We start from the raw sequence: 25,566 nt of genomic DNA on the forward strand, positions 1-25,566 counted from the left end.
CCAATGCCAAAGTCTTGGGAGCCATGCGTCACGCATCAGCCTCCGTACGGGTCAGCGCCTGGTCGTACCAGAGCAGGAGCTTTTCATCCTCTTGCAGCGTCTCATCCGGCAGCTTCTCGGCTATGCCAATGATCGTCTTGTAGTCCTTCGCAGCCCAGGCGGTTTTGAAGCCGGCGCGCAAGACCTCGAGCCGCGACTCCTTGAGCTGGCGCTTGTTCGCGGTCTTGTAGGCTTCGAACTCCTTCAGCAGAGACCGTTCGCGTTTCTGTTCCAGATCCTTCGCCTTGTTGGGATCGGGCACATACCAGCGGTCCTTTGCCTTTGCCTTCAGGCGCGGGTCTTCCTTCTCCAGACCACGGAGATCCTTGAAGTTGGTCGAGAGATAGCTGTGGATCTGGCTCGGCACGTCACCGTTCCCGTCGAAGCGCAGGAAGTTATCTTCAAGCAACGCCGAAAGCTCGGGCTTCTCTTCGTGCTTCTTCCAACCTGCCCCTAAAAGACTGAGAAAATCCGGGTGCAATTCTTGATAGGTTGACGGTCGCTTTCGAAGGAAGTCGGTAAGCCAATCGATTGCGCTGCGCTCGTCACTAATGAAGAGTTCCATTTGAGGCGCAGCCGCAGACATGGCACGCTTTCGATCATACTCCATTGCCTGTTCAGGCAAGAATACCATGCCATCTCTCTCTGAGAATTTTTGCAGCAATCCCTCTTGGAACTCTTGCGATGACAGAGGTACTGGAAAGCTGTGCCGAACGAACCAAGAAACCATCCTATCAAAGATGATACGTGGATCCCTTTCATTAATATACTCGAGCACTCCGGCCCTTAGTTTGACCGTTGGAAGGTACCCCAAGTGGGTTCGCACGAAGTCCCAAACAGAAGCCTCGCTGCCTTGCGAATTTTTAAAACGTTCTTCAAGACCGCCGTTCGGCTTGTAAGCTGAAATGACCAGATCCTGTTTCACCGCAGTTGTGGTCGTAACTGCCTTGAAGCTGCCTTGCTTTTTGTCCAAAGCAGAAATGTTGGCGACAACGAAGCCTGCTTCTTGGAGCGCCGTCTGAATGGCATTCCAAACAGACGCCTTGGTATTCGAAAATTCGACCGTCATCCACCGCCCGGGCTTGAGTATTCTGTGTGCCTCCTTGAAACACTCAGTCATCAGTTTCCGGTAGTCGTTGAGACCCTTGCCGTGTGAAGTGTTTTCCACCGCCTCATCTTCAACTCGGGTCACTACGCCAAGCCAGCTTTCCCAAAGAAAGTTCAGCTCAGAGTAGCTGATGTTCGAACCAAATGGCGGGTCGAGAAATATATAATCAACCGACTGATCTGGGATAGTCAGTTTTCCAGAATGACCAGTTGACACATACTGATGTGAAATTTTGGGACTATATGCCCGCGAAATCATCCGCGCCTTTTCAGCGAACGAATTAAGTACATTCTGTTCACCTTGCAGCGAAGGAACATAGAGCGTCCCTGCAGTCCATCCTTTCATTGGACCTGTAGACTTATCGAACCATGCCGGCGCGCGAAAACGTGACATCTTCGTCAAAACTGAAAAACAGTCCATGACGGCCATTCGCAACATAGACTGCACTTCCGGTTCATACACTTCCGAGTCGCTGAGGATTTTAGAAATGAGTGCCAGCGTTCTCTGCGTGAAATAGTGATGGGTGTGCGTCATGCCGATGGAGTCGTTCCGGCGAGCCTCTCGTCCATCCATCATCCGGTTGATTGGAACGTGAGCCGAAGCATCCGTTTCATTAATCTGGCGGATGACGTCAAAATCTTGATCATCCGGCTCCTTTTCAAATCGACTTGATCCAACACTATAGTTGATCAGCACAGGAACCTGCTTGGCTTGCTTGATGTCCTCTCCAAGCCTTCTATCAAATGTGCTTGTCCAAGATCTTTCTAGCGATCTCTTCTTCATCTCGTATGAACAGTGAGGGCACCGAAATTCATCCAAAACCTTCTTCTGTACGTGATCAAGCGCTACGTTCCAGTAGATGATTTCTCCCGCGCAATCTGGACAAGCAAACACATCCGACCAAACAGTATAGTTGATTCTGCCTCGAATACCGTCAGCGTGCTCAGTTTCGTACATCCAGCCAAGCTCATCCTCAGCGGAGATCACGATATCACGAACCGCTGCATCGAATTTCTCAAGAGACGCAGGGTTGTTGTAGTTGTGTGCGATAAAGGTTGCAGCCGGAGCTAGGTCCGACAGGATCGCGTGCCGTCGTCCAACTTTAGAAATGGTTTTCCAAGTGGTTTTACCGTCTTCTTGTCTGGCATCGAGAACTGAACCATCGCCGCCGACGCGATACCCCAAAGATGAGACAATAGATGCATCACTGCATAGCTGTGCCGCGACTCCTGTCATTCCAGAACCGCAGAAGCCATCGAAGATTACGTCTCCCGGCTTGGTATAGTGCAGAATGTAGCGGACAATTGCTTTGTGAGGCACCTTTGTGTGATACCCGTGAGCATTATAGATTGTGTCATTTTTGCCTTCGCTCACATCCGCAACGAAGGGCTCTTTCTCTCGAACGTCGCTGGCAAGGTATGCCGTCCCGAATGTGTTAATTACGTCTTCGAGGAATGGGTTCGGACAAGCCGTGTAGTAAGGCGGATCTGATACCGCCAGAATTGCTTCATCAGATCCAACAGGAAAACCTTCTTGAGCTCGGAACTCGGGCTCTTTCAACTTCTCTGCCAAGAGCTTCAGGAAGTGCTCCCGGCGCGCGTCATCGCTCGGGAAGGTCATACCCAGGCATTCGACCGGCCCGCCGTTCTTGCCGCCACCCATCTTCAGTTGTTCAGTCATCGGTTGGTCTCATTTCAATTTCGGTTGGCGGAAGTTCACTCGACCACGAAGCGCAGCTTGGTGGTGTCCTTGCCCTTGCAGCGGTCGGTCAGGAATGCCTCGAACCGCTTGCGCAGGTCTTCGGGCGTCGCGGGCGATCCGCCCTGAAGCAAGGCCTGCCGGATGTCGCTACCCGAGACGACGACCTTGTCGAGGCCGGACAGCGCCTCTTGCACGGCGCTGATGAACTCGGGCGTGACGGGATCGGGCAACGACTTGCTGTCGACAAAGCCGGTGACGATCTTGCGCGATCCTTCCTTCAGAAGTTCAAAGTTGGACTGGATGATTGGATCCTCGAGGTTGTCGAGAAGCGTCTGCACCCACCCGTCCAGCAGTTGATCGAGCTCGTCATCGAGCTGTTTGAGCACATTGGCCGCGGGCAGCATGTCGCCCTGCTCATTCGCCGGGCGGAAGTTGCAGTGCGGGCAAACCGGGCTGGCCGCCAGTTCCGAGTCGATCAGCGAAGCGCAGCTCTTCAACTTGTCGAGCTTCTCCTCGAACGTGGTGAGCTGGCTTGTCGGCATCAGCGAAATATTCGCCAGAGCCCGCATGGCGATGAGCCGAGAGTCTTTGCGCAGCGCGGTCTTTGTCTTTTCCTCGGACACTCCGAGACGCGCCTTGCTGTGCAGGCTGACATACGCCGTCACATAGTCCTTTTTGAGCTTGGCCAGCGTCTGCCGGTGTTCGGATCCATTCTGTCCAGTTCGGCTCGCCGACAATGCGTCGAGGACCTGCTTGCGCGTATCCTGAGCCTGCTTCACCCATGCGTGGTCAGACGGCAGCACCATCTCGGCCTGGCCAAGATAGCTTGCCGTGTTCCCGAGTTCGCCGATCAGGCTGATGAGCCCTTCGACGGCGTTCAGAACCTCAAGGTTCTTTTTCTGGGCTGCGATATCGTCAGACCCAATGCGCAGGTTTTTGAGCTTGCCGACCGTGTTGTAGGGAGACAGGCTTTCCGAGAAGGCCTTGAGCTCGTCGAGCTTCGATCTCCAGTCGCGGATTTCTTCCTCGCGCAGAAGAGGCTGGCCCCAAAAGCTAAGCCGGTTCGCCATGTCGGTGGAAGCTGCAAGCACACGTTTTGTGAGCTTGCTGACTTCCTCCTGAAGCGCCTTGACCGGTTCATCCGAGCCTTGAGTTGCTTGCTGCGCGAGACCCGGCGGCAACTCCAGCATCTCGAAGAGTGACCGGAGCACGGCAACGTTGATCTCCTTCGGCGCCTCAACATGCTTGAACTGCTTCAACTCATCGAGCGGACGATCCGCGAGAAGCCCGATCTTGCCGGAGTCAATTTTGTCCCCGGTAATCGCGAGCACAATGTCACCGGAATAGACCAGTGACCCAAGCACCGTGACCAATAGGTCGGTCTCGAGCCGGTACTTCTCAGGGCTGAAATATTCGATATCCGCATTTCCAACGAGCAACTCACTGCGGTTAAGCACTTGCCCATGACCTTTGGCCTTCAGCCGCGCGAGAACCTCCTGAGCGTATCGAGATTGAACCGGATCGATGCGATCACCATCGAGCATTTCGAGGCCATCCAGGACGATCACAGCGTCTTTCGTACGGTTGCTCCCCGTGAGAGCACGAAGCGCATTTCCAATGAGCTGCTTTCGGTTGGACTCCGTCACGAGCGCCGAGAATGTTGGGTATTCGGGCGAAACATCGGCGAACCGGCTGCTTAGCGCGATCCCCGCGATCACGTTGACGACGTCGCGGAAGTTGATGCGCTCGTCCGGCCCCAAGCGCGCTTTGTCCCTGAGTGAAATGCCTTTGGTCCAGTCACGAAGTGTCTTGGACTTGCCTTGGAACGTGACCTCGAATGCCTCCAGCTGTTTTTCCTGCAGCCATTTGCTCATTTCGCGCAGCGCATCGCGAGCGCGGTCGAGATACACGCCTTTCGCGCCACCACTTGCCGTGGAGGCCAGTTCCTGGGCGGCGGCGTAGAAGCTCAGCAATCGCTTGATGGTTTCGTCTGGTGCTTTCAGACGGAAGAAGACCTCGTCGGGCTTCTGCTCATCACGGAAACGCGGGGGATCAAAGGGCTGGATGAAGTACAAATAGAAATCCCGCTCAGGCTGAGCGGTCGGCCGGTCGTTCGGCGCGCCAAAGAACAGATAGCCAATCCGTTCGACGCGACGTTCCTGCCACTCGATCTGGTATTGCCAAATCTGGTGTCCCGTCACGTAGCTGGACTCGTCCGTGCGCTCCATGAGTTGGCGAATGGCGCCGTAGTAAGCACGATCAAGCGCATCCTCCGAAAGAGCCTCGGCCCGCTTCTCGATTTGCGCGTCGTAGTCGACGTCCTTTTTCAGGTCGAGATAGTATTGCTCGGTGTCTGGCGCCTTGGAGATGAACTGACCGTTTACCGTCTTGAGAGTCTCTCGAAGCGTGGTCTGGACCGCGGTGAGTAGGTCGTCAGACGGGTCGCCACCCATGTCTTCAATGCCCGGCTGAAACAGGCACAGCGTGTCGCGCAGTTCCTCGGCCGTGGGTCCGACAGGAACATAGATGTCCCCGCCCGTCGTCAGTCGATGGACTGAAAGGCCGTCAATGATGCGAAGCGCCATCGGCTTATAGGCGGGACGAGTGAACGCCTTGGAGACCCTCTCCGCAAGCACTTCTGAGACCTTGAGCACTGGCCCGATATTCGGATCTGAGCGCAAGACGGAGTTTGTTGCGACAGTGTCCCAAAACTTGTCGAAGCCGATTAGACCAGGCCGATCTGAAGGAACTTCATCGTCAAGGATTGCCTGGATCTGATCACGCAAGGTCACCAACGCGCCCCGCTTCTCGGTGAAAACCAGGCGCTCAAACGTCCCGATGTAGTCTGGGTGTACTGGGAACAAACGCACATACTCGTCCATCCGCTCATTCATTGAGCCATAGAATTTCGAGAATGGCGCAAGGTAAGCGCGGATCTTGTCCTGCTGGTCTGCGGATTTCTTCAAGAGACGTTCCGCGACAACGAAACTGACATCTTGTCTTGCCAGCAAAACCTGAGTGAAACGGTCCTTCACCCTCCGCAGGCTATCCGCCACATGTTGAAAGCGGCTGCTATCGAAGATCGCTTCCTGAACGCCTGCAACGAAACGGAACCGGAGATGTTTGGTAACCTCTCCGATCTCGCGGAGGAAGGACAAGTCGAGTACCAGTTCGTGGTCTTTTCGCGACCGCAGGTATTCGAGAAACTCGTCGACAACGAGGAGAACACCTTGATCAGGGTGAACCTCCGCAAAAGCCGACATCATCTCCTCGAACGCAGCCTTGTTATTGATAACTTTGTCGGCAGGCGGGAACGCATATGTCACGCCGTGCTTTTCCAGGAACACCTCAAGCTGTTGGGTGATGATGTCGCGCAATGACATCTGACTCGAGATCTCAATCCGATGCACTTTGAAGCGGCCCGCAATTGTCTTTGCAGCCTCGGCCACTTTGGGGTGCTGGATCATCGGCAGATATGCCTCATCTTCAGCGACAAGTGACAGCACCGACATCAAGTGCGACTTACCAGTGCCGTAGTTCCCGACCACCAAGACGCCTTTGTGGTCCACAGCCTCATCGAAGGAGAGCTGCGGGATCATGAGCTTGGCGATGCGGTCGGCCATGTCATCCGAGATGACATAGGTGGACACAAGCTTCTTGGCTTCATCAGGACGATCTGCATCGAGAAGCTGAATAACCGATTCAATGGGCTCAAATTGAATGAGATCGCCGTAACGCATTACCATCTCGAGATTTCCTTTCAATTTACTCTGAACGGAACCACGCCATCACAGCTGTAGTCCTGATATTCTGGATGTCCTGTCGTTGCATACGACAGCCTGTTGTCTGTGAGCGTCCCCGGCCAAGCCGCAACAACGCGTCGCGCCTGAGAATGCCGCCGGAGCAAATCGAGCGGACTTAGCTTCAACTCCTGATCGAACAGGAGTTCGAGATTGTCCATGAGGAGAAGCCCTTCCCGCGAAAACTCATCCGCCAACCCTTTCAGAAGGTCGGCTGCTTGAAGGTGTCTCCTGGGGCTCGGGATTGTCAGCAGTTCTCGCCCGAGGGCAGCTCCAATGTTGAGGATGTGCAGCTTTCGACGTCCAGCCAGTTGGCGAAGCAAGTCGCTTTTCCCGGAATTTGGCGCGCCTATCAGCAGCAATAGTTTGCTGTTCACCACAGCAAGATCGTCAACAACGCGTTCAAGTGCCTCGATCATCCGTTTACGCCTCCGCTCACAGGCGCCGAGACCCTCGGTGTCGAGTGCCCGATTTCGGGGGCGTTCATCAGGACAATCTGTTGGTCTTGCGGGCGCCGGGCGGCGGGATCTGTATCCAATCCCAAGCGCCTCAGCGCGTAATAGAGCAGCGCGCGGCGCACCTTTATCTTCGCGCTGCCGCCACGCATCCCGTAGTCGAGGGCAATGACCTTAGCCTGCGTTTCTGACAGTTCGGGATGAGGAGCCACTTCAAGGACGACTTCTGAATTCCAGTCGAGATCATCATCGGCCGATGTCCCGCTTTCGCGCGAGCCACGAATCTCAATCATCCGGGAAAGAAGGAAATCCTTGAAACACTCGTCGGTTCGACAAAACGCGCGGGCGTGCCAGCGAAATCCATCGAAGGCAATCGCGTGAGGCGCAATCCAACGCCATCGCGGATCTGGACTGGAAAGGGACTGGTATCGTATCTCTATCTCTTCGGATCGCCTGATCGCTCCCACAACGGACCGAAGCGTCACGGGGTCAACACCACGGACCGGCGTCGGCGCAGAGGCAAAGGACGGAAGATTAGCGATCCAAGAGTCTTCACGGTCAAGAATGTTTTCGGCCACGGACCGTAGCTGAGCTAGATAGCGACTGGCATCAGGTTCCAGAAATTGTGGTTGGAAAGCACTGCCTCGCACATAAGTCCGCGCACTCTTGTCGTAGACCATGTTCGCCGGAGCAAAGCCAATGTAGCGATTCAGGTCAGTGGACGCTTGGTTGACCGAGACACCGAACTGATCCATGAGGTCACTCCGGTTTACATGCCCCTCCCAGAACAAGCGGAACTCTATGAACTCGAGACGTTGCTCGACTCCCCATCGCAGTTCTGACCTGTCGCTATCCACCCTGGCCTCCCGGTATCCCAATGCGCATTGTAACTATGCGCGCCCATTTTCTGGGCCTGCGACAACCTTAGGGAGTGACACCGAGATTATCAATCGAATTTCAAGACGTTGCCTTGGAAGTCGACCATTCAGGCGTAGATACCCCAGGGACTGGTCTTGGACTATCAAAGCCCAAAGGATCAGCTAGCTAGAACGTAAGTATCCTCGGCGATGCTTCGTCGCTGCGAGCTTCAATAGGGCGGTCACAGCATGCCCCTCGTCCGGGTGCTGTTCGATTAGCATCTGCCCTCGAAACCCGATACGGCCCCATTCCCGCACAAGGCATGCGCCGCCAAACAGGTCCGGCTGAACGCTCATTCGATAGAAGCGGCGCATGTTGAGAGACGGGTCGATCCGCTTGAGATCGACCGTTGTCGGGAACACTTCCATTTGCCGCGATATGTCGAACATGTTGTTGGCGCCTCTCTCCAAACCACAATATCAAGCGCTCTTCGACGTTTCCACAATGTTCTGTCCCGGATTGAAGTCGGGGGCTCACGCCCCCTTCTCGAACTTCATGACCGGGATGCCAAGCTTCTTGGCCTTGTCGGCGAGGTTTTCCTGGATACCGGTTCCGGGGAAGACAAGGACCCCGACCGGGAGCACATCCAGCATCGCGTCGTTGCGCTTGAAGGGCGCGGCCTTGGCGTGCTTGGTCCAGTCGGGCTTGAAGGCCACCTGCGTCACGCCCCGGGCTTCGGCCCATTTGGCGGCGATGAGCTCTGCGCCCTTCGGGCTGCCACCGTGCAGGAGGACCATGTCGGGATACTTGGTCCGGACCTGGTCAAGCTTGCCCCAGATCAGGCGGTGATCGTTGAAATCGGTCCCGCCGGTGAGGGCGACCTTGGGGCCTGCGGGAAGCATTACCTCGGTCTCGGCGCGGCGCTTGGCGGCCAGGAAGTCGCGGCTGTCGATCAGGGCGGCGGTCATGTGCTGGCGGTTCACCATCGAGCCGGTGCGGGGGCGCCAGGTCGATCCCGTGTGATGGACGAACTCGGTGGCGGCGTGATCGCGCATCATGTCCATGCAGTTGCGCCGTTCAACGAGAGTCAGGCCTTCGGCCGTCAGGCGCTCGAGTTCGACGGACTTCACTTCGGAGCCGTCCTGCTCGCGCTGGAGGCGGCGCTGCGCCTGCTCGTTCTCATCGAGCGTCCGCTCGATCCGGGCCGTGGCGCGGTGGAAGAGGTTGACCTGGCCCCAGAGCACCTCTTCGAGGTCGGGTTCCATACGGGTGTCTTCCAGGGTCGCGACGAGGGCGTCGAAGATGTCGGCGACGGCGACGGCGAGGCGCTGCCCATCGGGCATCGGGCGCGGATCGGGCTCGTCAAAGGGGCGATAGCCGTAGAGCTGAAGCTCGTCGAGCGCATGGGCGGTCTGGGATGCGCTATGGGCGGGTTCATACGCGTCGTCGTGGGTCTGGATCGTCATCGGTTTCTTGCCTCCGGGCCTGTCTCGTCCGCGCGTCATCCCGCGCGGCCTTCATGGGCAGACCCGAGCCGTCGGAGCGGTTGCCCCTTCACCCCGGCTTCACCGGGGCCGGAACAGCGTGGAGGAGGTCGGCAGGGAAGCTATTTGTCTCGCGATGCAAAGGCGGCTTTGCCGCCGGCGGAAATAGGTTCCCTGCCGACCTTGCAGGGGCAAACGCTTTGACGGCCTGCCCATCTCTTGAAGGCCGCGCAGGGCTGACGGGTGGATGCGCAAGGACCGGGATGGGGTGAGGACGACGATCCAGTGCCACGACTGGGATGCTGCCTCCTGCCCCGCACTCCCAGCCCCCCCCTGCGCGATGCAGCTCAGCCCAATAGGCGATGCCGATCCTCTGGCCCGATCTGACCTGCCAGATGCTGGCGCAGCGCGTCCTTGCCGTTCGCCCGAAGATCATCGTTGAAATCCCCGAGCCGCGGTTCCAGCACCCGCACGCGCACCCCGACCTCGGAGGCTCTGGCGCTCAACTTCTCTGCCGCGCGATGCCCGGCCGGATCGCGATCGATCGCGATGTAGAGGCGCTTCAGCCCCGCTGGCAGCAGGACCGCCCCGAGGTGACCCGAAGAGAGTGCCGCCCAGACGGGCAGACCTGGGAACGCCTCGGACAGGGACAGCATGGTCTCGATGCCTTCGCCGATGACGAGGATGTCATCCTGCGGGGTCAGCCTGACAGCATTGCCGAGGAGGTGACCCATAGCCCGACGCTCTGGCTTCACTGCCGCCTTCCCCTGCCCGTCAGCGGCCAACCAGGTGCGATGCACGCCCTGAACGGCCCCTGCCCCATCGGCAACCGCCGCGATCATCGCCGGTCTGGGGATGCTCCGCGTCTGCCCCTCTTCCCGATGCCAGCACTTCGGGTGGAAGCGTAAGGCGCCGTTCGCCCCGAATTGGGTGATGCCTCGGGAACGGAGGTAGGTCTCAGCAAGCGTGCCTGTGATCGGGTTCGAGGCAGCAAACAAGCGCGCCGCCGCCGCAGAAGTGCCACCGGGCGCCTTGGCCTTCCTCGGCTCTTGCCTATCCGGGACGACCGGCTGCGGACGGCCAAGATGCGCTCGGGCCTCGGCGAGAAGGTCGGGGAAGCGCGTGATCCCCGTCCGGGCGCGGATGATGTCCAGGAGATCGCCATGCTCGCCTGTGGCCCCATCCATAAACTTGCCCGCTGCCCCTCGTCCCGACGCAGGGCCCGTCAACCGCACGAAGAGCGACCGGCCGGGGTTGTTCTGCAGATCGCCGACGATCCAGTAGGATCCTTCCCGCCGTCCGGCGGGAAGGTAGGCACGACAGACGCCTTCGGCATTTTCTGCCAGATCGCGCACGAGGTCTTCGGTCTCGGAATACATGGGTCAACAACCTCCGCGATCATGTAGCCTTGCAACAGGACAACGTGCAAGCAGACGATCCAGTATCGCGATGCCATCGGCGTCGGTCGGGCAAAACAGCCGAAGCTTCCAACTGATAATCTCCGAGAAGAAGCCATCGGCCTTGAGCCGATCCTTGGCTGCCTCCGAGAAGCCCGACAGTTCGATCCGGTTCGCGCCCATGACGCGCGAGCGGTGCAATTCCATCCCTTCGGACAGGCACACCACGGTCTTGCCCTCCAGAACGAGGGCATGGACCTGCGCGGCCGAGAGCTTGGGCGCATCGGCGGCCAGCGTGGTCGCGACCCAGGCAGGCGAGACGCGGCGGCCGATGATGCGCTGCCCGTCATCGGTCTGAAGGCGGTAGACGCGGGTTTCATCCTGGGGAAGCTGCTTCCAGATCGGCAGCAGCAGACCTGCGACGATGTGCAGCGTGGCTTCGGAGAACTCCGGCACCTCGGCCAGTTCCGCAGTCCACGCCGCAGTGAAGGCCGAGCGGTCGGCCTCGAGCCAGTGGGTGTCCTCCATGACCTTGGCCGGGACCGTGCTGGCATCAAGCGGGCGGATCAGGCGCAGGCGCGGCTCGATGGTCCCATCGTCCAGCATGTGACTGGTGGCGGGAACTTGCACAGCAGCCCGGCCCGAGCGGCTGTTGACCAGAAGCTGCGCCTGCGGGTCATCCAGCCATTCGAGCGCATCGGCCAGCGAAGTAGGCGTGTTGCGGCGCTTTTCCGCGATGGTCAGCAGCTGGGTTTCCGCGCCGGAGCCCGGATGGGTGTAGATGACCTGTGCGTCGGTCACCCGGAAGCTCTCGGCACGGAGTGTCTCGAGCCCGAGATCATAGACCCCAGCGGCGATGGCGCCCTCAATTCGCTGATCGAGCAGCTCCTCGAAACCCGCGAACAGCACGGCCTGCATGTCGATCGTCAGCGCCAGCAGGCGATTGAGGAAGGTCGTGATCGGCGGCAGGTCATCCTTCAGCCCGTTGTCATCGGTCAGGCTGAGCCCGGTCGCATCCTCGAAAGCCCCGAGCGAACATCCGGCCAGATCGCCGCGATAGATGCGGCGGTAAAGCTGGCGCAGGGCGTCGCGGGCGTAAGGCGACTCGAGGTTGTCTTCGGGCCGGAACAGCCCTTGCCCGCCGGTCTGGCGCTGGCCGCGCGTTATAGCGCCTAGCGTGTCGAGACGTCGCGCAATGGTCGACAGGAACCGCTTCTCCGCTTTGACATCGGTGGCCACCGGCCGGAACAGCGGCGGCTGCGCCTGGTTGGTTCGGTTGGTGCGTCCGAGGCCCTGAATCGCCGCGTCTGCCTTCCAGCCGGGTTCCAAGAGGTAGTGGACCCGCAGGCGCTGGTTCTTCGCCCCGAGATCGGCGTGATAGCTGCGCCCGGTGCCGCCGGCATCCGAGAAGATCAGGATACGCTTTTCGTCATCCATGAAGGCTTGGGTTTCCGCGAGGTTCGCGGCTCCGGCCCGGTTCTCCACCACGAGCCGTGCCGAATGCCCTTCGCCCTTGCGCACGATGCGTTTTGAACGCCCCGTGACCTCGGCCACGAGATCGGTGCCGAAGCGCTGGACGATCTGGTCGAGTGCACCCGGCACGGGCGGAAGCGAAGCCAGTTTCTCGATCAGCGCGTCACGACGCCGGACGGCTTCGCGGCACTCCACCGGTTGGCCGTCGCGCGTGACGGGGCGCGACGAGAGGTTGCCCTCGCTGTCGGTGAAAGGCTCGTAGAGCTGCACCGGGAAGGAATGGGCGAGGTAGTCCAGGACATACTCCCTGGGCGTGATGTCACAGCGGATATCGTTCCATTCGTCAGTCGGGATCTCCGACAGGCGGCGTTCCATCAGTGCCTCGCCCGTCGAGACGATCTGGATGACCGCCGCATGACCCGCAGCCAGATCTGCATCGATGGATGTGATCAGCGTGGGGGTCTTCATCGAGGTGAGCAAATGGCCGAAGAAGCGCTGCTTGGCGCTCTCGAAGGCTGACCGCGCAGCGGATTTCGCCTGGCGGTTCAGCGTGCCGCTCTCACCGGAAATGTTCGCGGCCTCCAGTGCCGCGGTCAGGTTGTTGTGAATGATGGCGAAGGCCCCGGCATAGGCATCGTAAATGCCGCGCTGCTCGAGGCTGAGCGCGTGTTCCAGCATCTCGTATTCGACACCATCATAGGACAGCGACCGCGCCGTGTAGAGGCCAAGCGCCCGAAGGTCGCGGGCCAGAACCTCCATCGCCGCGACCCCGCCAGCCTCAATGGCTTCCACGAATTCCGACCGGGTCTGAAAGGGGAAATCCTCCCCGCCCCAGAGCCCGAGACGCTGAGCATAGGCAAGGTTGTGGACCGTCGTCGCGCCCGTGGCCGAGACATAGACTACGCGGGCATTCGGAAGTTTGTGCTGCAGGCGCAGACCCGCCCTGCCCTGCTGCGAGGCCATGGTATCGCCCCGCTCGCCTTTGCCGCCGGCCGCATTCGCCATGGCATGGCTTTCGTCGAAGAGGATCACCCCGTCGAAATCTGCCCCGAGCCAGTCGACGATCTGGTCGACACGGGATTTCTTGCCGCCTCGTTCTTCCGAACGCAGCGTCGCATAGGTGGTGAAGAGAATGCCCTCGGTAAGCGGGATGTCGCGGCCTTGGGAAAAGCGCGAGAGCGGCGTGACCAGCAGGCGCTCCTGCCCGAGCGCCGACCAGTCGCGCTGCGCATCTTCCAGCAGCTTGTCGCTCTTTGAGATCCACAGCGCCTTGCGTCTTCCTCGGGCCCAGTTGTCGAGCAGGATCCCGGCCGACTGGCGGCCCTTGCCCGCCCCGGTGCCATCGCCCAGGAAGAAACCCCGGCGGAAGCGGACGGCGTCAGCTGCATCGTCCGGTGCAGCGGAGACCACGTCTCCGGTCTCATCGACGGTCCAAGACCCCGCGAGACGCGCGCCATGCGCCTCCCCCGCGTAGATGACGGTCTCGAGCTGCGCGTCGGAGAGCATGCCATCGCGCAGGATGGTCGCCGGAAGCTTGGGGCGATAGGAGGGTTTCGGAGGTGCGACAGAGGCCATGGCCGCCGATTGCACAAGCTTGGTCGGGTGCGATGCGGCGTCTGGGATGTCGATAGCCTGCAGACGGAAGGTCTCGTAGATCGCGTCGGACAGCCGTGCGGCATCTTCGTCCTCGGCGGCGTCGCGGAGAGCGTAGTCCAGTTCCTCGGCCTCAATCGGCGTTTCGGGTTTCGCCATTTGAGCCGCAGAGGTCACGCGCGATCGGCTGGTGGTTGTGTGAGTGGCGCGGGCAGGACTTCCCGGGAAGAGGGAAGAATGGAACAGACCCGCATTTACGGCCTGTTCCAGTTCGAGGCGCGGCGGAACCTCGGCAGTGACCCGGGACATCAGATGTGCCACGTCCGGGGATGTGGGTTGGCGCAGGTCTGCGCTAATGCCGCCCGGCTCGCCGCCGCGGCATTTATCGAAGACAGAAATCCGCGTCTCGAAGCTGGTGCCGTGCTTGGCGAAAGCGGCGCCCGACACCGCGCCGGAGAACACCAGACGCGCGGTCTCGGTCAGACGGCCGAAGGTCTCGGCCCAGGCAGGCGCATCCGGCGCGAAACCGGCTCCGGTGATGGCGACGAGCCGTCCGCCGGGGGCCAGACGCGCGAGGGCCGAGCGCAGATGCCGGGCCGTCGCCTCGGTCGACCGACCATCGACATTGGCTTGGGCCGAGAAGGGCGGGTTCATCAGGATGACGCTCGGGCTTGAGTAGGCGTCGAGATGATCATCGATCTGCGCGGCATCAAACCCCGTGACCGGTCGGCCCGGGAACAGCAAGCGAAGAAGGTCGGCGCGGGTGTCCGCCAACTCGTTCAGCGAAAGATTGCCGCCCGCAATCTCGGCAAGGATCGCCAGGAGCCCGGTCCCGGCAGACGGCTCGAGGACCATGTCCCGGGGCGTGATCTGTGCTGCCGCCACAGCCGCGATTCCCATGGGCAAAGGCGTGCTGAATTGCTGAAATCGCTCCATCTCTTCCGACCGCCGGGTGTGCGTGGGCAAGAGGCCTGCCACCTTGGCGAGGATCGGCAAGAGCGCCGCAGGCGAGCCGGCACGCGCAAGCAGCGCCCGACCGAACTTTCGCAGAAAGAGGATCAGCGCCACCTCGCCCGCCTCATAGGCGAGCTTCCAGTCCCAGGTACCGGTCGCATCGGAACCGCCAAAGGCATGTTCCATCTCGCGGCGCAGGCGCAGCGCGTCGATCTGAAGCCCTTGCGCCAGATCGGGCTGCAGCGCTTCGGCAACAGCAACGATCGCAGGGGCAGGATTTGCTGCCAACGGGACAATGGGCGCAGGCAAGGACGCCTGCGCAACAGGGGCAAGATGGGTCATCGGGAAACTCCGGAATGAAGGACAGGATCAGGCCCGTACACCCTCTCTCGGGCAGCCTCGGACCTGATCTTTCCCGGCCCCTCTCTCCCTCTCGCACCAAGTTGTTCCCGACGCTTGGCTTGATTATGTTCTTGTTATGTTCTATTTTCAGAACCAGCCAGAAAGGGAGTTTCCCAATGGAAAGCACCACGCACGCCCTGCCCGCGACGCCCAAGCAGATCGCCTATGCGCGGTCGCTCGCCCTGCGTAACCGGACGCTCCTGCCCTGGGAAGTTCAGCAAGACCGGCGATCTTTGAGCACGTGGATCGAGGCTCAGGCCCGGCTGAAGCCGGTATCGGACATGGACCGGCTGCCCACGTCCAAGCAGGTGGCCTTCGCTGAGAAACTCGCCCGGATCAAACGGTGCGCCGTTCCGGACGAATGCTTCCGCGACAAGGGGCTCATGTCGAAGTGGATCGACGGGAACAAGTGACTCGGCAGGATCACCCGAACCGCCGCCCTCCTTCCGTGAACGTATACGCGTTGACGATGATACCCTCCTCGATGGCCTGGTCCGAGGTGAGGTGGTCGTATTCAGCTTCAAGCTGGCGGTAGAGCCAGCGGGCCAGATCACGCAGCGCCTCGGTCACGACTTCTTCCGCGTCCTCAGTCGGCGGCTGCCAGGTCGCGCTGTCCCGCGTGATGTCCACCGACATGGTGTATTCATGGTAGTAGCGACCACGGTGGCTGGCCTCGGCGGCGAGCTGGTAGAAGTTCCGCCGCTGGATGGCCTGCAGCCGGTCGGCGATGCCGTGCAACGTCGCGTCCGTGGGCGCGTAGTCCCGAATGCGCGCGGCCGCGCCCTTGGCGTGGGACCAGTATCCTTCGAAACAGGCCCCGTCGCCCTGACTCCAGAACCCGGAGAACCAGATGCAGGGCTTTTGGCGCGTCCCGCCGCCCATCAGGCGGACGGGCGTGGTCTTCAGGCTGATGCCGAGTATCTCGCAGACCCGCTCGAAATCTTCAAAGACCGCGTCCCACCAGTCGTCGTGGGGCCCGAGGTCGCGATACCAGCATCGGGCCTTCTCTTTGGCCGCATCCGAGAGCTCGGGGAACTGGTAGACAGTGGTGCAGATGATCTCAGGCATCGGCGTCCTCCCCGTTCAGCGCCGCGACCAACCATTCTTGCGTGCTGGACCAGCCGATGGATTTACGAGCGCCGAGATCGATGGCATGCGCACCGCCGCCAAAGGCGTCGAGCCGCGGCCGGGAGCAGGTCAGAGCATACTGGAACCCCCAAAGGCCGGTGAGGTCGAGGTCTTCGGCGAGCCGCAAGACGAAGCGGATGACGGCTTCGACATCGCCGTGTTCGTCGTCATGGATCCAGAGGCTGCTGCCCTCGGGGGCATCCTGGTGCACGAGATCGAAGCCAGCGACATCTGGGTCGTCAGCGTCCTGATCCGCAGCGCGAAGTTCCTGAAACAGTGCGAGCGCGCGGGCGACCTTGTCGGGGCTGCCGACGTCGATCAGGCATGAGAAATGGGTGAAGTAATCCGCCATGGGGACCTCCTTAATGGGGAAGACCCGGCCAGGAGGCCGGGCGATCGATTGGGATGAAGGGGTAGTTGGGAACGATCAGCCGGTCGGCGTGTCGCCCGCCGCCTGTCGTGCGGCATGAGCGCAGAGCATCTGCCGGTAGAAGCGCTTGCGCGCCAGCCGGAGACTGCAAACAGCGCGCGTGTCGGGGTGTAGCGCCCGGACCGCCGCGCGAACCACTGCCAGTCGCGAAGCGGCCGGCGGCAAGCCAAGACGTCGATAAGTGGGATCGGTCATGTCAAATGACCTCGACTACGGGCGAAGCGAGATACGGATCGACCTGTGCCTCGATCCGTTCGGTCCGACCCATCCAAGGCTCGGGCCGAATGGCCTTCACCCAATCGGCGAAGCTCGGGATGAAGCCGAGGTCCTCCTTAACATGCTGCTCGCCGACCCAGCGGGTCGGGATGACGCGCCCGGTCGAGAGCGTGAGGGTCGGGCCGAAAATCGTCTCGGCCATGAAGATGCCCTCCGCATGGTGGCGCAGCGCCCGGTGCCGAAAATCGGCTGTGATCTCCTTGCTCTGGTCAAACCAGGAATGCACGGCGAGGTAGTCGTCGACCGTGCCGCCCCATTTCTTCACCGAGGACAGGGCGTGGTGATACGGATGTGCCATCGCCGCCCCCTCAGAAATCGTGGGTATAGAGTTCGGACGAGGTGAAGCGCTCGTTGAACTCGAGGTGAATGGAGCGAGCGCGCGCGTCGAAGCAGAATTCGCCGTAAGCCCCGTCGTTGTTTTCCCAACCGCCATGGGTGTCGGAGAGCAAGTCGTAGGCCAGTTGCTCCACGACATCCTCGAGCGAGAGCGCCCGCATCTCGACCTCCGGGTCGTCCCAAGTCACCGCGGCATAGGCGATCTGGGTCTGGGGGAAAGCAACCTCGGTCTCGCCAGCGTAGGCCACGATGCTCTCAACCTGACCACTGTCGCCATAACCATCAAAACAGACAGTCACATGTGTGATGCCCGCAGCAAACAGGCCATCGAAGAGGCGTTCCTTGTTGGCCGGACGCAAAGCTGCGATCCGCGCGTCACGCTCGGACTGTCGAGCCAGCACGGCGGCGAAATCAATCCTGGACGGCGCCATCGGCGCGGCCAGGGTGGGTTCGATCTTGGACATTGAAAACTCCGAAATGAGGGAAAGGTTCTGAACCCCGAGGCTCTCTCTCGTCCTCCTAGGCTCACATCCTCCCCTGCCCTTCTCTGACTCTTGGACGTCACGCTGCGATCTGCAGGGCGCGAGACGCGAAGCCACGCCAGAGCGGATCGACAAGACGGGCATCGAGAACGTCGGCGTGGTGCCGCAGCTTTCGCGCGAGGCCATGTTCATGCCACTCGGCCGCTCGTATGGCCTGCGCGCGGGTCTGGCTGGCCTCGGACACGACGGCGCGGGCTTCGGCGGCATCCGAGACCGGGTGGCACCATGCGACCCCGCCATCATTGGTCGCCCCGGCCAGAACGAGGCGGCCCTCCCGATCGAGGATTGCCAGGATGCGCGGAGCGTCTTCAGGTGTGATATCTTCGGCGTGAACGATTGCCCCCTGCATGGCCTCGGCCAGCGTGGCAAACCGCTCCAGTACCTTGGGGTGTGCCTGCCCGGACATGAGAGCCGCGGGCGCATGGCAAGCCGTCGTGAGTGCGAACGGCAAGTCTTGATCTGAAAAAACGGTCAGGAGGCTCGGCGGCAAACCTGTCTTCTGTGTTTCCGGCTGAGTTTGGAGAGGAAGGTCGAACATGGGCATATCTCCGACGGTGCGGAGAGCCTCTCTCCCCGCTTCTAACCGTCAAAGACCAAACCACCCCCTCGGACTCTCTGTCGCTGAACGGGTCGGTCATTTCGGCGTTGGTAAATCGCTCCATCGAACCCGCAAGTAGCGCCCTTCGCGCTTTGGGAGATCTTTTCGGTCGATCATCCGACCCGAGACCTGAAAATCCTCGTTGATCTTTACAACCAAGAGCTTGTTGAAATGCCCATTTGTATCGACCACAACCATATCCTTTGTCTTGAATGGCGTAATGGTTTTGACCTCGACATGATCATTGCCAAGTCTTCCGTCAGCACCCTGGGCATAGGTCTTGTTCAGCTTGATACCATACGTGATAGCACCAAACAGCTCACCGATATCGCCGTAGACAGAGAGGTGAAGGCCGGTCTCGAGGTGGTAGCTTTCCGCGAGGGACAGGAGATCCTCAAAATATGGGATCATAGACCTAATCGCGTTCGGGTATTTTGCGCCCCACTCCTTGTAGCGAAGCTGCTCGTCGATTTCCGACCAGGTAACCCATTCGCCGTCATCATAAAATGCACGATCTGACCAATCGATTTCTTCCATGCGCGCACTTCCAACACCTCAACATTTCGGGCACGGTAGCAGATCGATGAAACAGGAACGAGACCGGAGGCGATATCGCCTCCGGTCGCCACCTTAGCCAACGCGGTCGAGGAGCTTCTTGGCGCGCCCTTCCATGTCGAGACGTGCATCCTGCTGAGTCTTGTCGCGGGCGAGCCGCGTGATGCCCTGCACGAAATCGAAGATGCTCTCGGGCGGGCGGCCTTCCTCCATCAGCACCTTCTCGATGATCTTGCCGGATTCGGCTTTCGAGAAACCGCGCTTACGCAGGAAATCCGTGCGGTCCTCATCGCTGCGCGCCACGATCTGCTGCCGCGCCGCCTTGATCCCGTTCACGAACCCCTGCGGCGAGGAATTGGCAAACCGCGTCAACGCGGGCGCGGCCTCATGTGCGAAGCGCGAAGCGGCGTATTTCGAGTGACGGATCTTGATCTCTTGGAAGTCCTCGACACCCCAGAGATTGCGGTTCTGGCACACCGCCCGCAGATAGAAGCTCGCCATACCAAGGGTCTTCGCGCCCACCTCGGAATTCCAGCAATAGAAGCCCCGGAAATAGAGATCGGGGGAGCCGTCGGATAACTTGCCTGCTTCGATCGGATTGCGGTCGTCGACCAGGAACAAGAAGACGTCGCGGTCCGAGGCGTAGAGCGTGGTCGTGTCGCGACTGATTTCGACATCGGGGTTGTAGACCCCGGTCGACCAGTCGAGCACACCCGGCACCTTCCAGCGCGTATCGCCCGTGCCATTGCCCGCGATGCGCTGCACCGCCTCGACAAGCTCGAAGTCATGGATGCGACCGTAGTCGGGACCGGTCACGGCGCGCAGTTCGGTCCGGCCGTCTTCCGTCTCGAAAGTCTTCACCTGCTCGGCGCGGTGGTTGGTCAGGCCGTATTGCAGGTTGATCCCCGCCAGCGGCGCGGGCAACTGCCGCAGGTAGGAGGCCGGCGCGCCGACGATGCTGGAAAGCTGGCCAAAGGCCCAATGCGTGGGCGCGACCGGCTCATGCGCTTTCGGCAGCATCAGATGCAAGCGCTCGGGGTTATCGCGCGCGGCCTCTACGCGGATGTCCGCCGTCTGCACCACGCGGCTGCGGCTGCGCTCGGAGCGACTCTTCACATTGGCCCAGAGATCGTCGAGCGACAGATACCGCTCGTCATCCGGCCGGTTGAACCATTCGGACGACACCCGCCCGTTCCGCTCACCCCGGCTTACATCCACTTTCCAGCCACCAGCCCGCGCCGGCTGAACCGGATCCAGAACTTCCACAACGCCCATCAGCTATCTCCCGCGACGGGCGCCGGGAGCCACTCTCCCAGCCCTCAACCCGTCACCGGGAAATCGGCACGCCTCTCACTCTACAGACGAACGGCGGCGGACAGTGATGCGGTATAAACGTATCCAACCACCGCCTGAATGACGAAGCCTTGTATTTTGCGTTCTCCTAAATGGCGAGAAACGGTTTAAGAACCCAAAAGATGTGCTAGCTCGACAATGTCGGCTGCATCAGCGCCCGTGGACACTCTGTTGCTCATCATTTGACCTATCACGTATCTTAGCCGATCTACATCACCGGCCTTAGCAGCTTCTACGCCAGCAGCGACAAGTTGTTCGTGCAGCCCCTCGTCAACGACCAGATGCCTCTCTGTTGCAAGAAGTTTCAGAATCTCGATCAAGAAATCTGGGGTTTCCGCCAGGACTTTCATTCGGATGCCATGCATTTCGCCCAGCGATCGTCGCGCGGAATCGAAATTCTTCTCACGAATTGACCGACGCGCCGTGACAAGCAGCTTGTCATGTCGTTCCGCATCGACGGGCTGTGCCACATTCCTCAACTCATCAAACGACAGCTCGGCCTTGGCAGCCTCATCCGCCAGCACACGTTCTTCATTCTCAGGGGACATCTTCAATAGAGCAACGTCCTGGCGCAGTTTCCGGGCTTCCTCGGCCACGGAACGATGGGTGTCAGCATCCACAGAGGTGGATAGCGCCGCATGCTGCCGCTCGATACGTTTCCGAATGCTACCGGACGGGTCAGGATCGTGCTCCAATGCACTTTCAAGCTCTTGCAGATCACTTTCTACCCGAGAAAGCATTGTTGCCGCGACTTCTGCGCCCCGTTCACCTTCGTAGTTTATCCCACCGTCGTCATGGCGATAAAGATTCGAAGCGTCAATTATCCTGCCAAGAGCAGGCAGTTCGACAGCAAAGCTCAGCGTGCCATTGTCACTCATCTTCCAGTCAATAATGAATTCGTCGCCGCGGTTGATCCGCTCTCCCCGCTCCAACTCATCTAGGCTGTTCAGGCGGAAGTTGCCGATGTGAAGATTGTGCTCCGGGCTGTCTACGTCATCCGCCATGTCATAGAACTCTACCGCAATGAAGTCATCTTCCCCGCCAATGAGCGTTTTGCCAGAACGAAATTTCTGCCGACCTTGCGCTGGCAGCGCAGTTCCCTTCTTGACCAATACGTCCAGCTTGTTTCGCTCATACCCAACCATGCCATGTTGAACCTTCACGGCCAGGTTGTAGGTCATCGGAACGCTAGCCGCGCTGGCTTCGGCTCGCGTAATGCTGATTTCTCGTGAAGCGCTTTCAACCTTGCTACCGGTCTGATCGAAAACGTTGACCATGTATCGGTTCTTGCCGTTCTTTCGAACGCTAACACCAACGTTTAGCGGACCGTTCAACGGTATCCGACCAGAAGACGAGCCTTCTTCATCAAGGATTTCGAGTTCGAAGCCACTGGGAATTTCGCCCGCAGGTTTAACCCGGATCTTTGTGCTTTCGGACGAGACGCGGGACTTAAAGTCCAACGAAAGACTGATGTCACCTGTGACTGTTTCCCGGTGCTTTGATGTTTTCTGAGTGGAGCTGTTACCTTCCCATTCTCGGCTCTCAGCAAATATCGCCGCACCGGTGGCAACGGCGGTCATGGGGTCCAGTCCGCTATCTACAGCAATAGCAAGTTCTGCTTCCAGCATCTCCCGGATGATGGGCATCTTCGAAGGTCCGCCGATCGGCACAATCTTCGAGATGTCTTCGTTCTTGTAGCCGTTTGCGGCGATGATCTTCCGACACAAAGCAATTGAATCTTCGATCCGGTCGCGAACCAGTTCAGTCATCTCGTCGCGGGAAAGGTCGATAGAGATGTAAATCTCTTCGCCGTTTTCATCAGTAGCACGCACCTCATCTTCAGTGGCAAAGATTGAAGCTGTTTCAGATGCAGACAATTGGATTTTTGCCTTTTCAGCTGCGTGTTTGCTGACATCGGCAAGATGCTTGTATCTCTCGTCGGCCTGAAAATTGGCTGGCAGGCTGAAATTCTGCGAAAGCCATGGCCGGACGACGCTATCGAAAATAATCCTGTCGAAGTCTCTGCCGCCGAGCATATTGATGCCCTCGTGGGCAACAACGTTAACAACGCCAGCGGTACTCATCACGAGGGCGAGGTCGAATGTCCCGCCGCCAAGATCATAGATAAGGAAAACGCCGTCTTTCTGCTTGCTGTTGGAGATTGCGGCCAAAGCAGCAGCAACCGGCTCTTGCAGCAGGCTGACCTTTTCCAACCCTGCGAGCCGCGCGGCTGAAATGGTGTCCTCGCTCTGCATCTGATTAAACGCGGCCGGTGTCGTAATGACTACGCCTTCGATTTCTTGCGAACCGGCCTCAGTCATGGCCTGACCAACCAACGTTTTGATGATCTCTGCCGAGCACTCCACCGGGGTCCAGTTCTCTCCAGCTAGGGAAATTGGATTCTTGGTTCCCATGGAACGCTTAAAGCCATGCGCGACATTCTTTGGCGCAGAGAGCAAACGGTCATAAGCCGTCTTTCCGATGAACCGGTGTCCGCGCTTATCCAGGTAGATAACGCTTGGCAGCACATCGGTGCCGTCGGCAGTCTTAAAGAGACGGAGCGCCCCATCGACATGCCCAACAACAGCAGAGTTCGATGTTCCGAGATCGATACCTAGATACACAGCCTATTCCTTTTCTTGTTCAACTGGCGCAACGATCACGCGCCCTAGCCGGATAACAGTCATGTCGGACATGACTGTGGGTTCTATTGTCTTGCCAACGACAAGTGCTTCATCTTCTTCAAAATCGCCTGAATTATCGACCGAAACCGCCAAGCCAGGATGGAAACGCTCACCTGAAAAGTCGACTAGTCTCAATCCCAAATCTTGGAGGAGGACGTCCAACTGGCGTTTGGAAAATTTCAACTGCGCCTCTAAGCGCTTTCCATCACTGGCAAGTACGCCACTCAACGCTTTCTCAGTCGCAGCCGCAAGCTTCCAGTATTCGACACAGAGTTGAGCAACGCTTTCAATTTTCATTTCATTTTTTCTACCATCTACCATGAGGCAACAATCCTTCGTGCATCCGCCGTGAATTCAGCGGTTTTTCCTTGAGCTTCTCGGCGCACTGAACTCAGCACACCGCTTGTGTATCGGAAATTTGAGCACCTCGAATTGTAGTCATCAATGAGCGCATTAAACTGGCTGATCTGATAGTTCGTTGTAGTCAAAGACCTCATAGCCTCGAGCCGCTCGCCCTGAAAAACACAATATCGCACTTGTGCTCTGTTCAGAGCGAGGCCTTGACCAACAGGTGGCCTTGTTTCGGCGCTTGTATTTGAACTTGGGCTAGTTGTGGTCTGCCGTGGTGTCGAAGGCTGATAAGTGGTTGTAGGCTGGTAGGATGTTCGTGAGGTGGGCCTATCAAGTTCATCGGAAATAACAAAGAAACCAATGACAGCCGCGATACCGCCATAGATCAACCACTTCACTTTTTTGCCAGCTTGCTTGCGCTCAATCCTTGACTTCAGCTGCACCAGCTCGGCGCGATCATTGCCCTTTGCGTATTTGAGCATTTCATCGACGACCTTCGCCATTCCGCCGAGATTGCCCGACTGCCGATCCAATTCTGGCATTTTCCAGTTGCGATGCAGCACGGACCGCTCTTCATCAAGTTTACTACTCACATCTTGGGACGGTTTCGCTCCGCGATACGTGATCAGCCCGTCGATCAACCTGAAAGCCGTTTCAGGGTCATTCCGATCGTTGTTCACGAACAACGCAAGGTCTCGAACAACAAGGAATGCAGCATCCCCGGTGCCTGGAGCTTTTGCGGCGGTATCGAACGCTGCAAAGATTTCTTTCACGGCCCCCTTACGCGCTGGTGCAAAGCCTGAACTTTGCAACGCCGACTTCAGCTTCGGAACTTGTGATTTGGCGGCCTCACAAGCGGCAACAAGCGGCTCCAGCACTGAAAACTTCTTCTGCTGTTCATCGAGGTTCTCCAGCGCCTCGACATCACCCTTGAGCACCTCAGCAACTGATTCCAGCTCTGGAAACGTGTGCAACAGCGCTTCAGACAACCGCTTTGCGTGACGAAACTCGCCTCTTTCGTTCGCGAGCTCGAGGCATAGCGATCGAAGTCTTTCGTAGATTTGCTTGGACCGACCTTCTTCATGTCCTTGATGCTGCTCAAATACTTGAACGGGCTGGTTGACATCATCCCACTGCCGCAGGAGTTCAGCGATTTCACTCGTCACGGCCTCTAGCTGTTGTCTCGGTTGACGGGCAAGTTCGATCTGCTGATCAATAGCTTCACTAATCCTCGCCAGGCGGGGTTCGCTCAAGATATCGTATTCACGAACAAACTCGGCCAATATTCTGCTTGCCCGGTCCCTCTTTAGCTCCGCCTCAACTAGCCTCTCCATCACCTTTCCGGGTTCATCCAATCGCCACACGGACAGCGCAGCGCTTCGCGCATGAGTGCTTTCTAGAACTCTGATCGACGCCGCAAGTTGGCTGCTTTCGATTTTTGGGAAGTCGGCCGCTTGGCGCTGAGAATTTAAGAATTCCAATAGAGCCAACTGATCAACATCATCCCAAGCACGAAGTAGGTCTTGCAGGAGCGTTTCGTCCGCAGATTCGGTGCCACACAAATGCGCGAGAACGTTGGCCTTTGGCAAATCGGGGAGAAATGCAATTGCTTCACGGAGATCGGTTATCTTCCCCGCCTCCAACAAGGAACCAATCTCATTAATTTGCGTAGTGCTGAGCTCTGGCAGCCAACTTAATTCTTGATCCAGGCGGGCAATCGGGGACAGCAGGGCCTGCTGAGATCGCTGAATGATTTCTTGAGAATGTTGTTCATCGAACTCAGCATCCTCGACTAGATCGGAAATCTCAGCGTGGTTTGATGCATAACCGGCCTTTAGAATTGAAAATGCGTTCAAGAAAATGCTGAAATTCGCGCTTTCCAAAGTATTATCCTTCAAGTTCAAGATCACGCCCGGCTGGCAGGCTCCCAACAAGTGGTGCGGTTTGGTTGTAGTGCATCATCGGGCAGGCTTCATCCGATTTCCAGTCGGAGTTTTTGACTTGCGGTAGTACGTGGGCCCGGCGTTTATCCCCGCCGGGCCCGAGGGG

20 protein-coding genes are annotated in these 25,566 nt (G+C 58.9%); 1 reads left to right on the plus strand and 19 read right to left on the minus strand.

The window, feature by feature from the left end:
• Positions 1-28: 28 nt before the first annotated feature.
• The 8 genes from SM763_RS20035 to SM763_RS20070 all read right to left on the minus strand — a co-directional run bounded on the left by SM763_RS20035 (position 29) and on the right by SM763_RS20070 (position 15,204).
• Complete coding sequence (locus SM763_RS20035) at positions 29-2,827, minus strand: DNA methyltransferase (RefSeq protein WP_368999550.1); 2,799 nt, start codon at positions 2,825-2,827, stop codon at positions 29-31.
• Positions 2,828-2,862: 35 nt separating this feature from the next.
• The gene (locus tag SM763_RS20040; protein WP_368999551.1) at positions 2,863-6,594 is read right to left on the minus strand and encodes a DUF6079 family protein; all 3,732 of its coding nucleotides are present in this window, start codon (positions 6,592-6,594) and stop codon (positions 2,863-2,865) included.
• Positions 6,595-6,608: 14 nt separating this feature from the next.
• On the minus strand, positions 6,609-7,067 hold the full coding sequence (gene brxF / locus SM763_RS20045) for a BREX-3 system P-loop-containing protein BrxF (protein WP_038069156.1): 459 nt from the start codon (positions 7,065-7,067) through the stop codon (positions 6,609-6,611).
• Positions 7,064-7,960 carry a BrxR family helix-turn-helix transcriptional regulator gene (locus tag SM763_RS20050; RefSeq protein WP_368999552.1) on the minus strand — a complete coding sequence of 299 codons (897 nt, stop codon included), beginning with the start codon at positions 7,958-7,960 and terminating at the stop codon, positions 7,064-7,066. Before SM763_RS20050 ends, brxF begins: the two co-directional genes overlap by 4 nt.
• Before the next feature lie 183 nt (positions 7,961-8,143).
• The gene (locus SM763_RS20055) at positions 8,144-8,410 is read right to left on the minus strand and encodes a WGR domain-containing protein (protein WP_368999553.1); all 267 of its coding nucleotides are present in this window, start codon (positions 8,408-8,410) and stop codon (positions 8,144-8,146) included.
• Between the two features lie 84 nt (positions 8,411-8,494).
• Positions 8,495-9,427, minus strand: a complete 933-nt coding sequence (locus tag SM763_RS20060; RefSeq protein ID WP_368999554.1) for a DUF2493 domain-containing protein — start codon at positions 9,425-9,427, stop codon at positions 8,495-8,497.
• Positions 9,428-9,792: 365 nt separating this feature from the next.
• Positions 9,793-10,824 (minus strand): DUF7146 domain-containing protein, encoded by a 1,032-nt coding sequence (locus SM763_RS20065; protein ID WP_368999555.1) that lies wholly within the window; start codon positions 10,822-10,824, stop codon positions 9,793-9,795.
• Between the two features lie 3 nt (positions 10,825-10,827).
• Complete coding sequence (locus tag SM763_RS20070) at positions 10,828-15,204, minus strand: strawberry notch-like NTP hydrolase domain-containing protein (protein WP_368999556.1); 4,377 nt, start codon at positions 15,202-15,204, stop codon at positions 10,828-10,830.
• Positions 15,205-15,380: 176 nt separating this feature from the next.
• Here SM763_RS20070 and SM763_RS20075 point away from each other — a divergent pair, with 176 nt between their 5' ends.
• The gene (locus SM763_RS20075) at positions 15,381-15,677 is read left to right on the plus strand and encodes a hypothetical protein (RefSeq protein ID WP_368999557.1); all 297 of its coding nucleotides are present in this window, start codon (positions 15,381-15,383) and stop codon (positions 15,675-15,677) included.
• A 10-nt stretch (positions 15,678-15,687) separates the two neighbouring features.
• On the opposite strand, the gene SM763_RS20080 is transcribed toward SM763_RS20075, so the two are convergent.
• From SM763_RS20080 to SM763_RS20130, 11 genes are all read right to left on the minus strand, one after another.
• Complete coding sequence (locus tag SM763_RS20080) at positions 15,688-16,332, minus strand: DUF8835 domain-containing pootine (protein ID WP_368999558.1); 645 nt, start codon at positions 16,330-16,332, stop codon at positions 15,688-15,690.
• The gene (locus SM763_RS20085) at positions 16,325-16,744 is read right to left on the minus strand and encodes a hypothetical protein (RefSeq protein ID WP_368999559.1); all 420 of its coding nucleotides are present in this window, start codon (positions 16,742-16,744) and stop codon (positions 16,325-16,327) included. The genes SM763_RS20080 and SM763_RS20085 overlap by 8 nt, the downstream gene beginning before the upstream one ends.
• 75 nt (positions 16,745-16,819) lie before the next feature.
• Positions 16,820-17,017, minus strand: a complete 198-nt coding sequence (locus SM763_RS20090) for a hypothetical protein (protein WP_083194141.1) — start codon at positions 17,015-17,017, stop codon at positions 16,820-16,822.
• 1 nt (position 17,018) lies between these two features.
• On the minus strand, positions 17,019-17,396 hold the full coding sequence (locus tag SM763_RS20095) for a DUF6915 family protein (protein WP_368999560.1): 378 nt from the start codon (positions 17,394-17,396) through the stop codon (positions 17,019-17,021).
• A 10-nt stretch (positions 17,397-17,406) separates the two neighbouring features.
• Positions 17,407-17,898 (minus strand): DUF6878 family protein, encoded by a 492-nt coding sequence (locus SM763_RS20100; RefSeq protein WP_368999561.1) that lies wholly within the window; start codon positions 17,896-17,898, stop codon positions 17,407-17,409.
• A gap of 97 nt (positions 17,899-17,995) precedes the next feature.
• A complete protein-coding gene (locus tag SM763_RS20105; RefSeq protein WP_368999562.1) occupies positions 17,996-18,514 on the minus strand; it encodes a DNA repair protein RadC in 519 nt (172 codons plus the stop codon).
• A gap of 96 nt (positions 18,515-18,610) precedes the next feature.
• On the minus strand, positions 18,611-19,111 hold the full coding sequence (locus tag SM763_RS20110; RefSeq protein ID WP_368999563.1) for a hypothetical protein: 501 nt from the start codon (positions 19,109-19,111) through the stop codon (positions 18,611-18,613).
• 93 nt (positions 19,112-19,204) lie between these two features.
• The gene (locus SM763_RS20115; protein ID WP_368999564.1) at positions 19,205-20,404 is read right to left on the minus strand and encodes a DUF932 domain-containing protein; all 1,200 of its coding nucleotides are present in this window, start codon (positions 20,402-20,404) and stop codon (positions 19,205-19,207) included.
• Between the two features lie 185 nt (positions 20,405-20,589).
• Positions 20,590-23,106 carry an Hsp70 family protein gene (locus SM763_RS20120; protein WP_368999565.1) on the minus strand — a complete coding sequence of 839 codons (2,517 nt, stop codon included), beginning with the start codon at positions 23,104-23,106 and terminating at the stop codon, positions 20,590-20,592.
• 3 nt (positions 23,107-23,109) lie between these two features.
• Positions 23,110-23,487 (minus strand): hypothetical protein, encoded by a 378-nt coding sequence (locus tag SM763_RS20125; protein WP_368999566.1) that lies wholly within the window; start codon positions 23,485-23,487, stop codon positions 23,110-23,112.
• Positions 23,481-25,421, minus strand: a complete 1,941-nt coding sequence (locus SM763_RS20130; RefSeq protein WP_368999567.1) for a hypothetical protein — start codon at positions 25,419-25,421, stop codon at positions 23,481-23,483. Before SM763_RS20130 ends, SM763_RS20125 begins: the two co-directional genes overlap by 7 nt.
• Positions 25,422-25,566: the final 145 nt, after the last annotated feature.

This window comes from Pseudophaeobacter sp. C1-32P7, assembly GCF_041008775.1.
Taxonomy (GTDB): domain Bacteria; phylum Pseudomonadota; class Alphaproteobacteria; order Rhodobacterales; family Rhodobacteraceae; genus Phycobacter; species Phycobacter gallaeciensis_A.

Excerpts from the sequence above, each read along its gene's own strand:
- SM763_RS20035 (WP_368999550.1), bottom strand. The coding sequence starts at position 2,827 with ATGACTGAACAACTGAAGATGGGTGGCGGCAAGAACGGCGGGCCGGTC.
- SM763_RS20040 (WP_368999551.1), bottom strand. The coding sequence starts at position 6,594 with ATGGTAATGCGTTACGGCGATCTCATTCAATTTGAGCCCATTGAATCG.
- brxF (WP_038069156.1), bottom strand. The coding sequence starts at position 7,067 with ATGATCGAGGCACTTGAACGCGTTGTTGACGATCTTGCTGTGGTGAAC.
- SM763_RS20055 (WP_368999553.1), bottom strand. The coding sequence starts at position 8,410 with ATGTTCGACATATCGCGGCAAATGGAAGTGTTCCCGACAACGGTCGAT.
- SM763_RS20060 (WP_368999554.1), bottom strand. The coding sequence starts at position 9,427 with ATGACGATCCAGACCCACGACGACGCGTATGAACCCGCCCATAGCGCA.
- SM763_RS20065 (WP_368999555.1), bottom strand. The coding sequence starts at position 10,824 with ATGTATTCCGAGACCGAAGACCTCGTGCGCGATCTGGCAGAAAATGCC.
- SM763_RS20070 (WP_368999556.1), bottom strand. The coding sequence starts at position 15,204 with ATGACCCATCTTGCCCCTGTTGCGCAGGCGTCCTTGCCTGCGCCCATT.
- SM763_RS20075 (WP_368999557.1), top strand. The coding sequence starts at position 15,381 with ATGGAAAGCACCACGCACGCCCTGCCCGCGACGCCCAAGCAGATCGCC.
- SM763_RS20080 (WP_368999558.1), bottom strand. The coding sequence starts at position 16,332 with ATGCCTGAGATCATCTGCACCACTGTCTACCAGTTCCCCGAGCTCTCG.
- SM763_RS20085 (WP_368999559.1), bottom strand. The coding sequence starts at position 16,744 with ATGGCGGATTACTTCACCCATTTCTCATGCCTGATCGACGTCGGCAGC.
- SM763_RS20090 (WP_083194141.1), bottom strand. The coding sequence starts at position 17,017 with ATGACCGATCCCACTTATCGACGTCTTGGCTTGCCGCCGGCCGCTTCG.
- SM763_RS20095 (WP_368999560.1), bottom strand. The coding sequence starts at position 17,396 with ATGGCACATCCGTATCACCACGCCCTGTCCTCGGTGAAGAAATGGGGC.
- SM763_RS20100 (WP_368999561.1), bottom strand. The coding sequence starts at position 17,898 with ATGTCCAAGATCGAACCCACCCTGGCCGCGCCGATGGCGCCGTCCAGG.
- SM763_RS20105 (WP_368999562.1), bottom strand. The coding sequence starts at position 18,514 with ATGTTCGACCTTCCTCTCCAAACTCAGCCGGAAACACAGAAGACAGGT.
- SM763_RS20110 (WP_368999563.1), bottom strand. The coding sequence starts at position 19,111 with ATGGAAGAAATCGATTGGTCAGATCGTGCATTTTATGATGACGGCGAA.
- SM763_RS20115 (WP_368999564.1), bottom strand. The coding sequence starts at position 20,404 with ATGGGCGTTGTGGAAGTTCTGGATCCGGTTCAGCCGGCGCGGGCTGGT.
- SM763_RS20125 (WP_368999566.1), bottom strand. The coding sequence starts at position 23,487 with ATGGTAGATGGTAGAAAAAATGAAATGAAAATTGAAAGCGTTGCTCAA.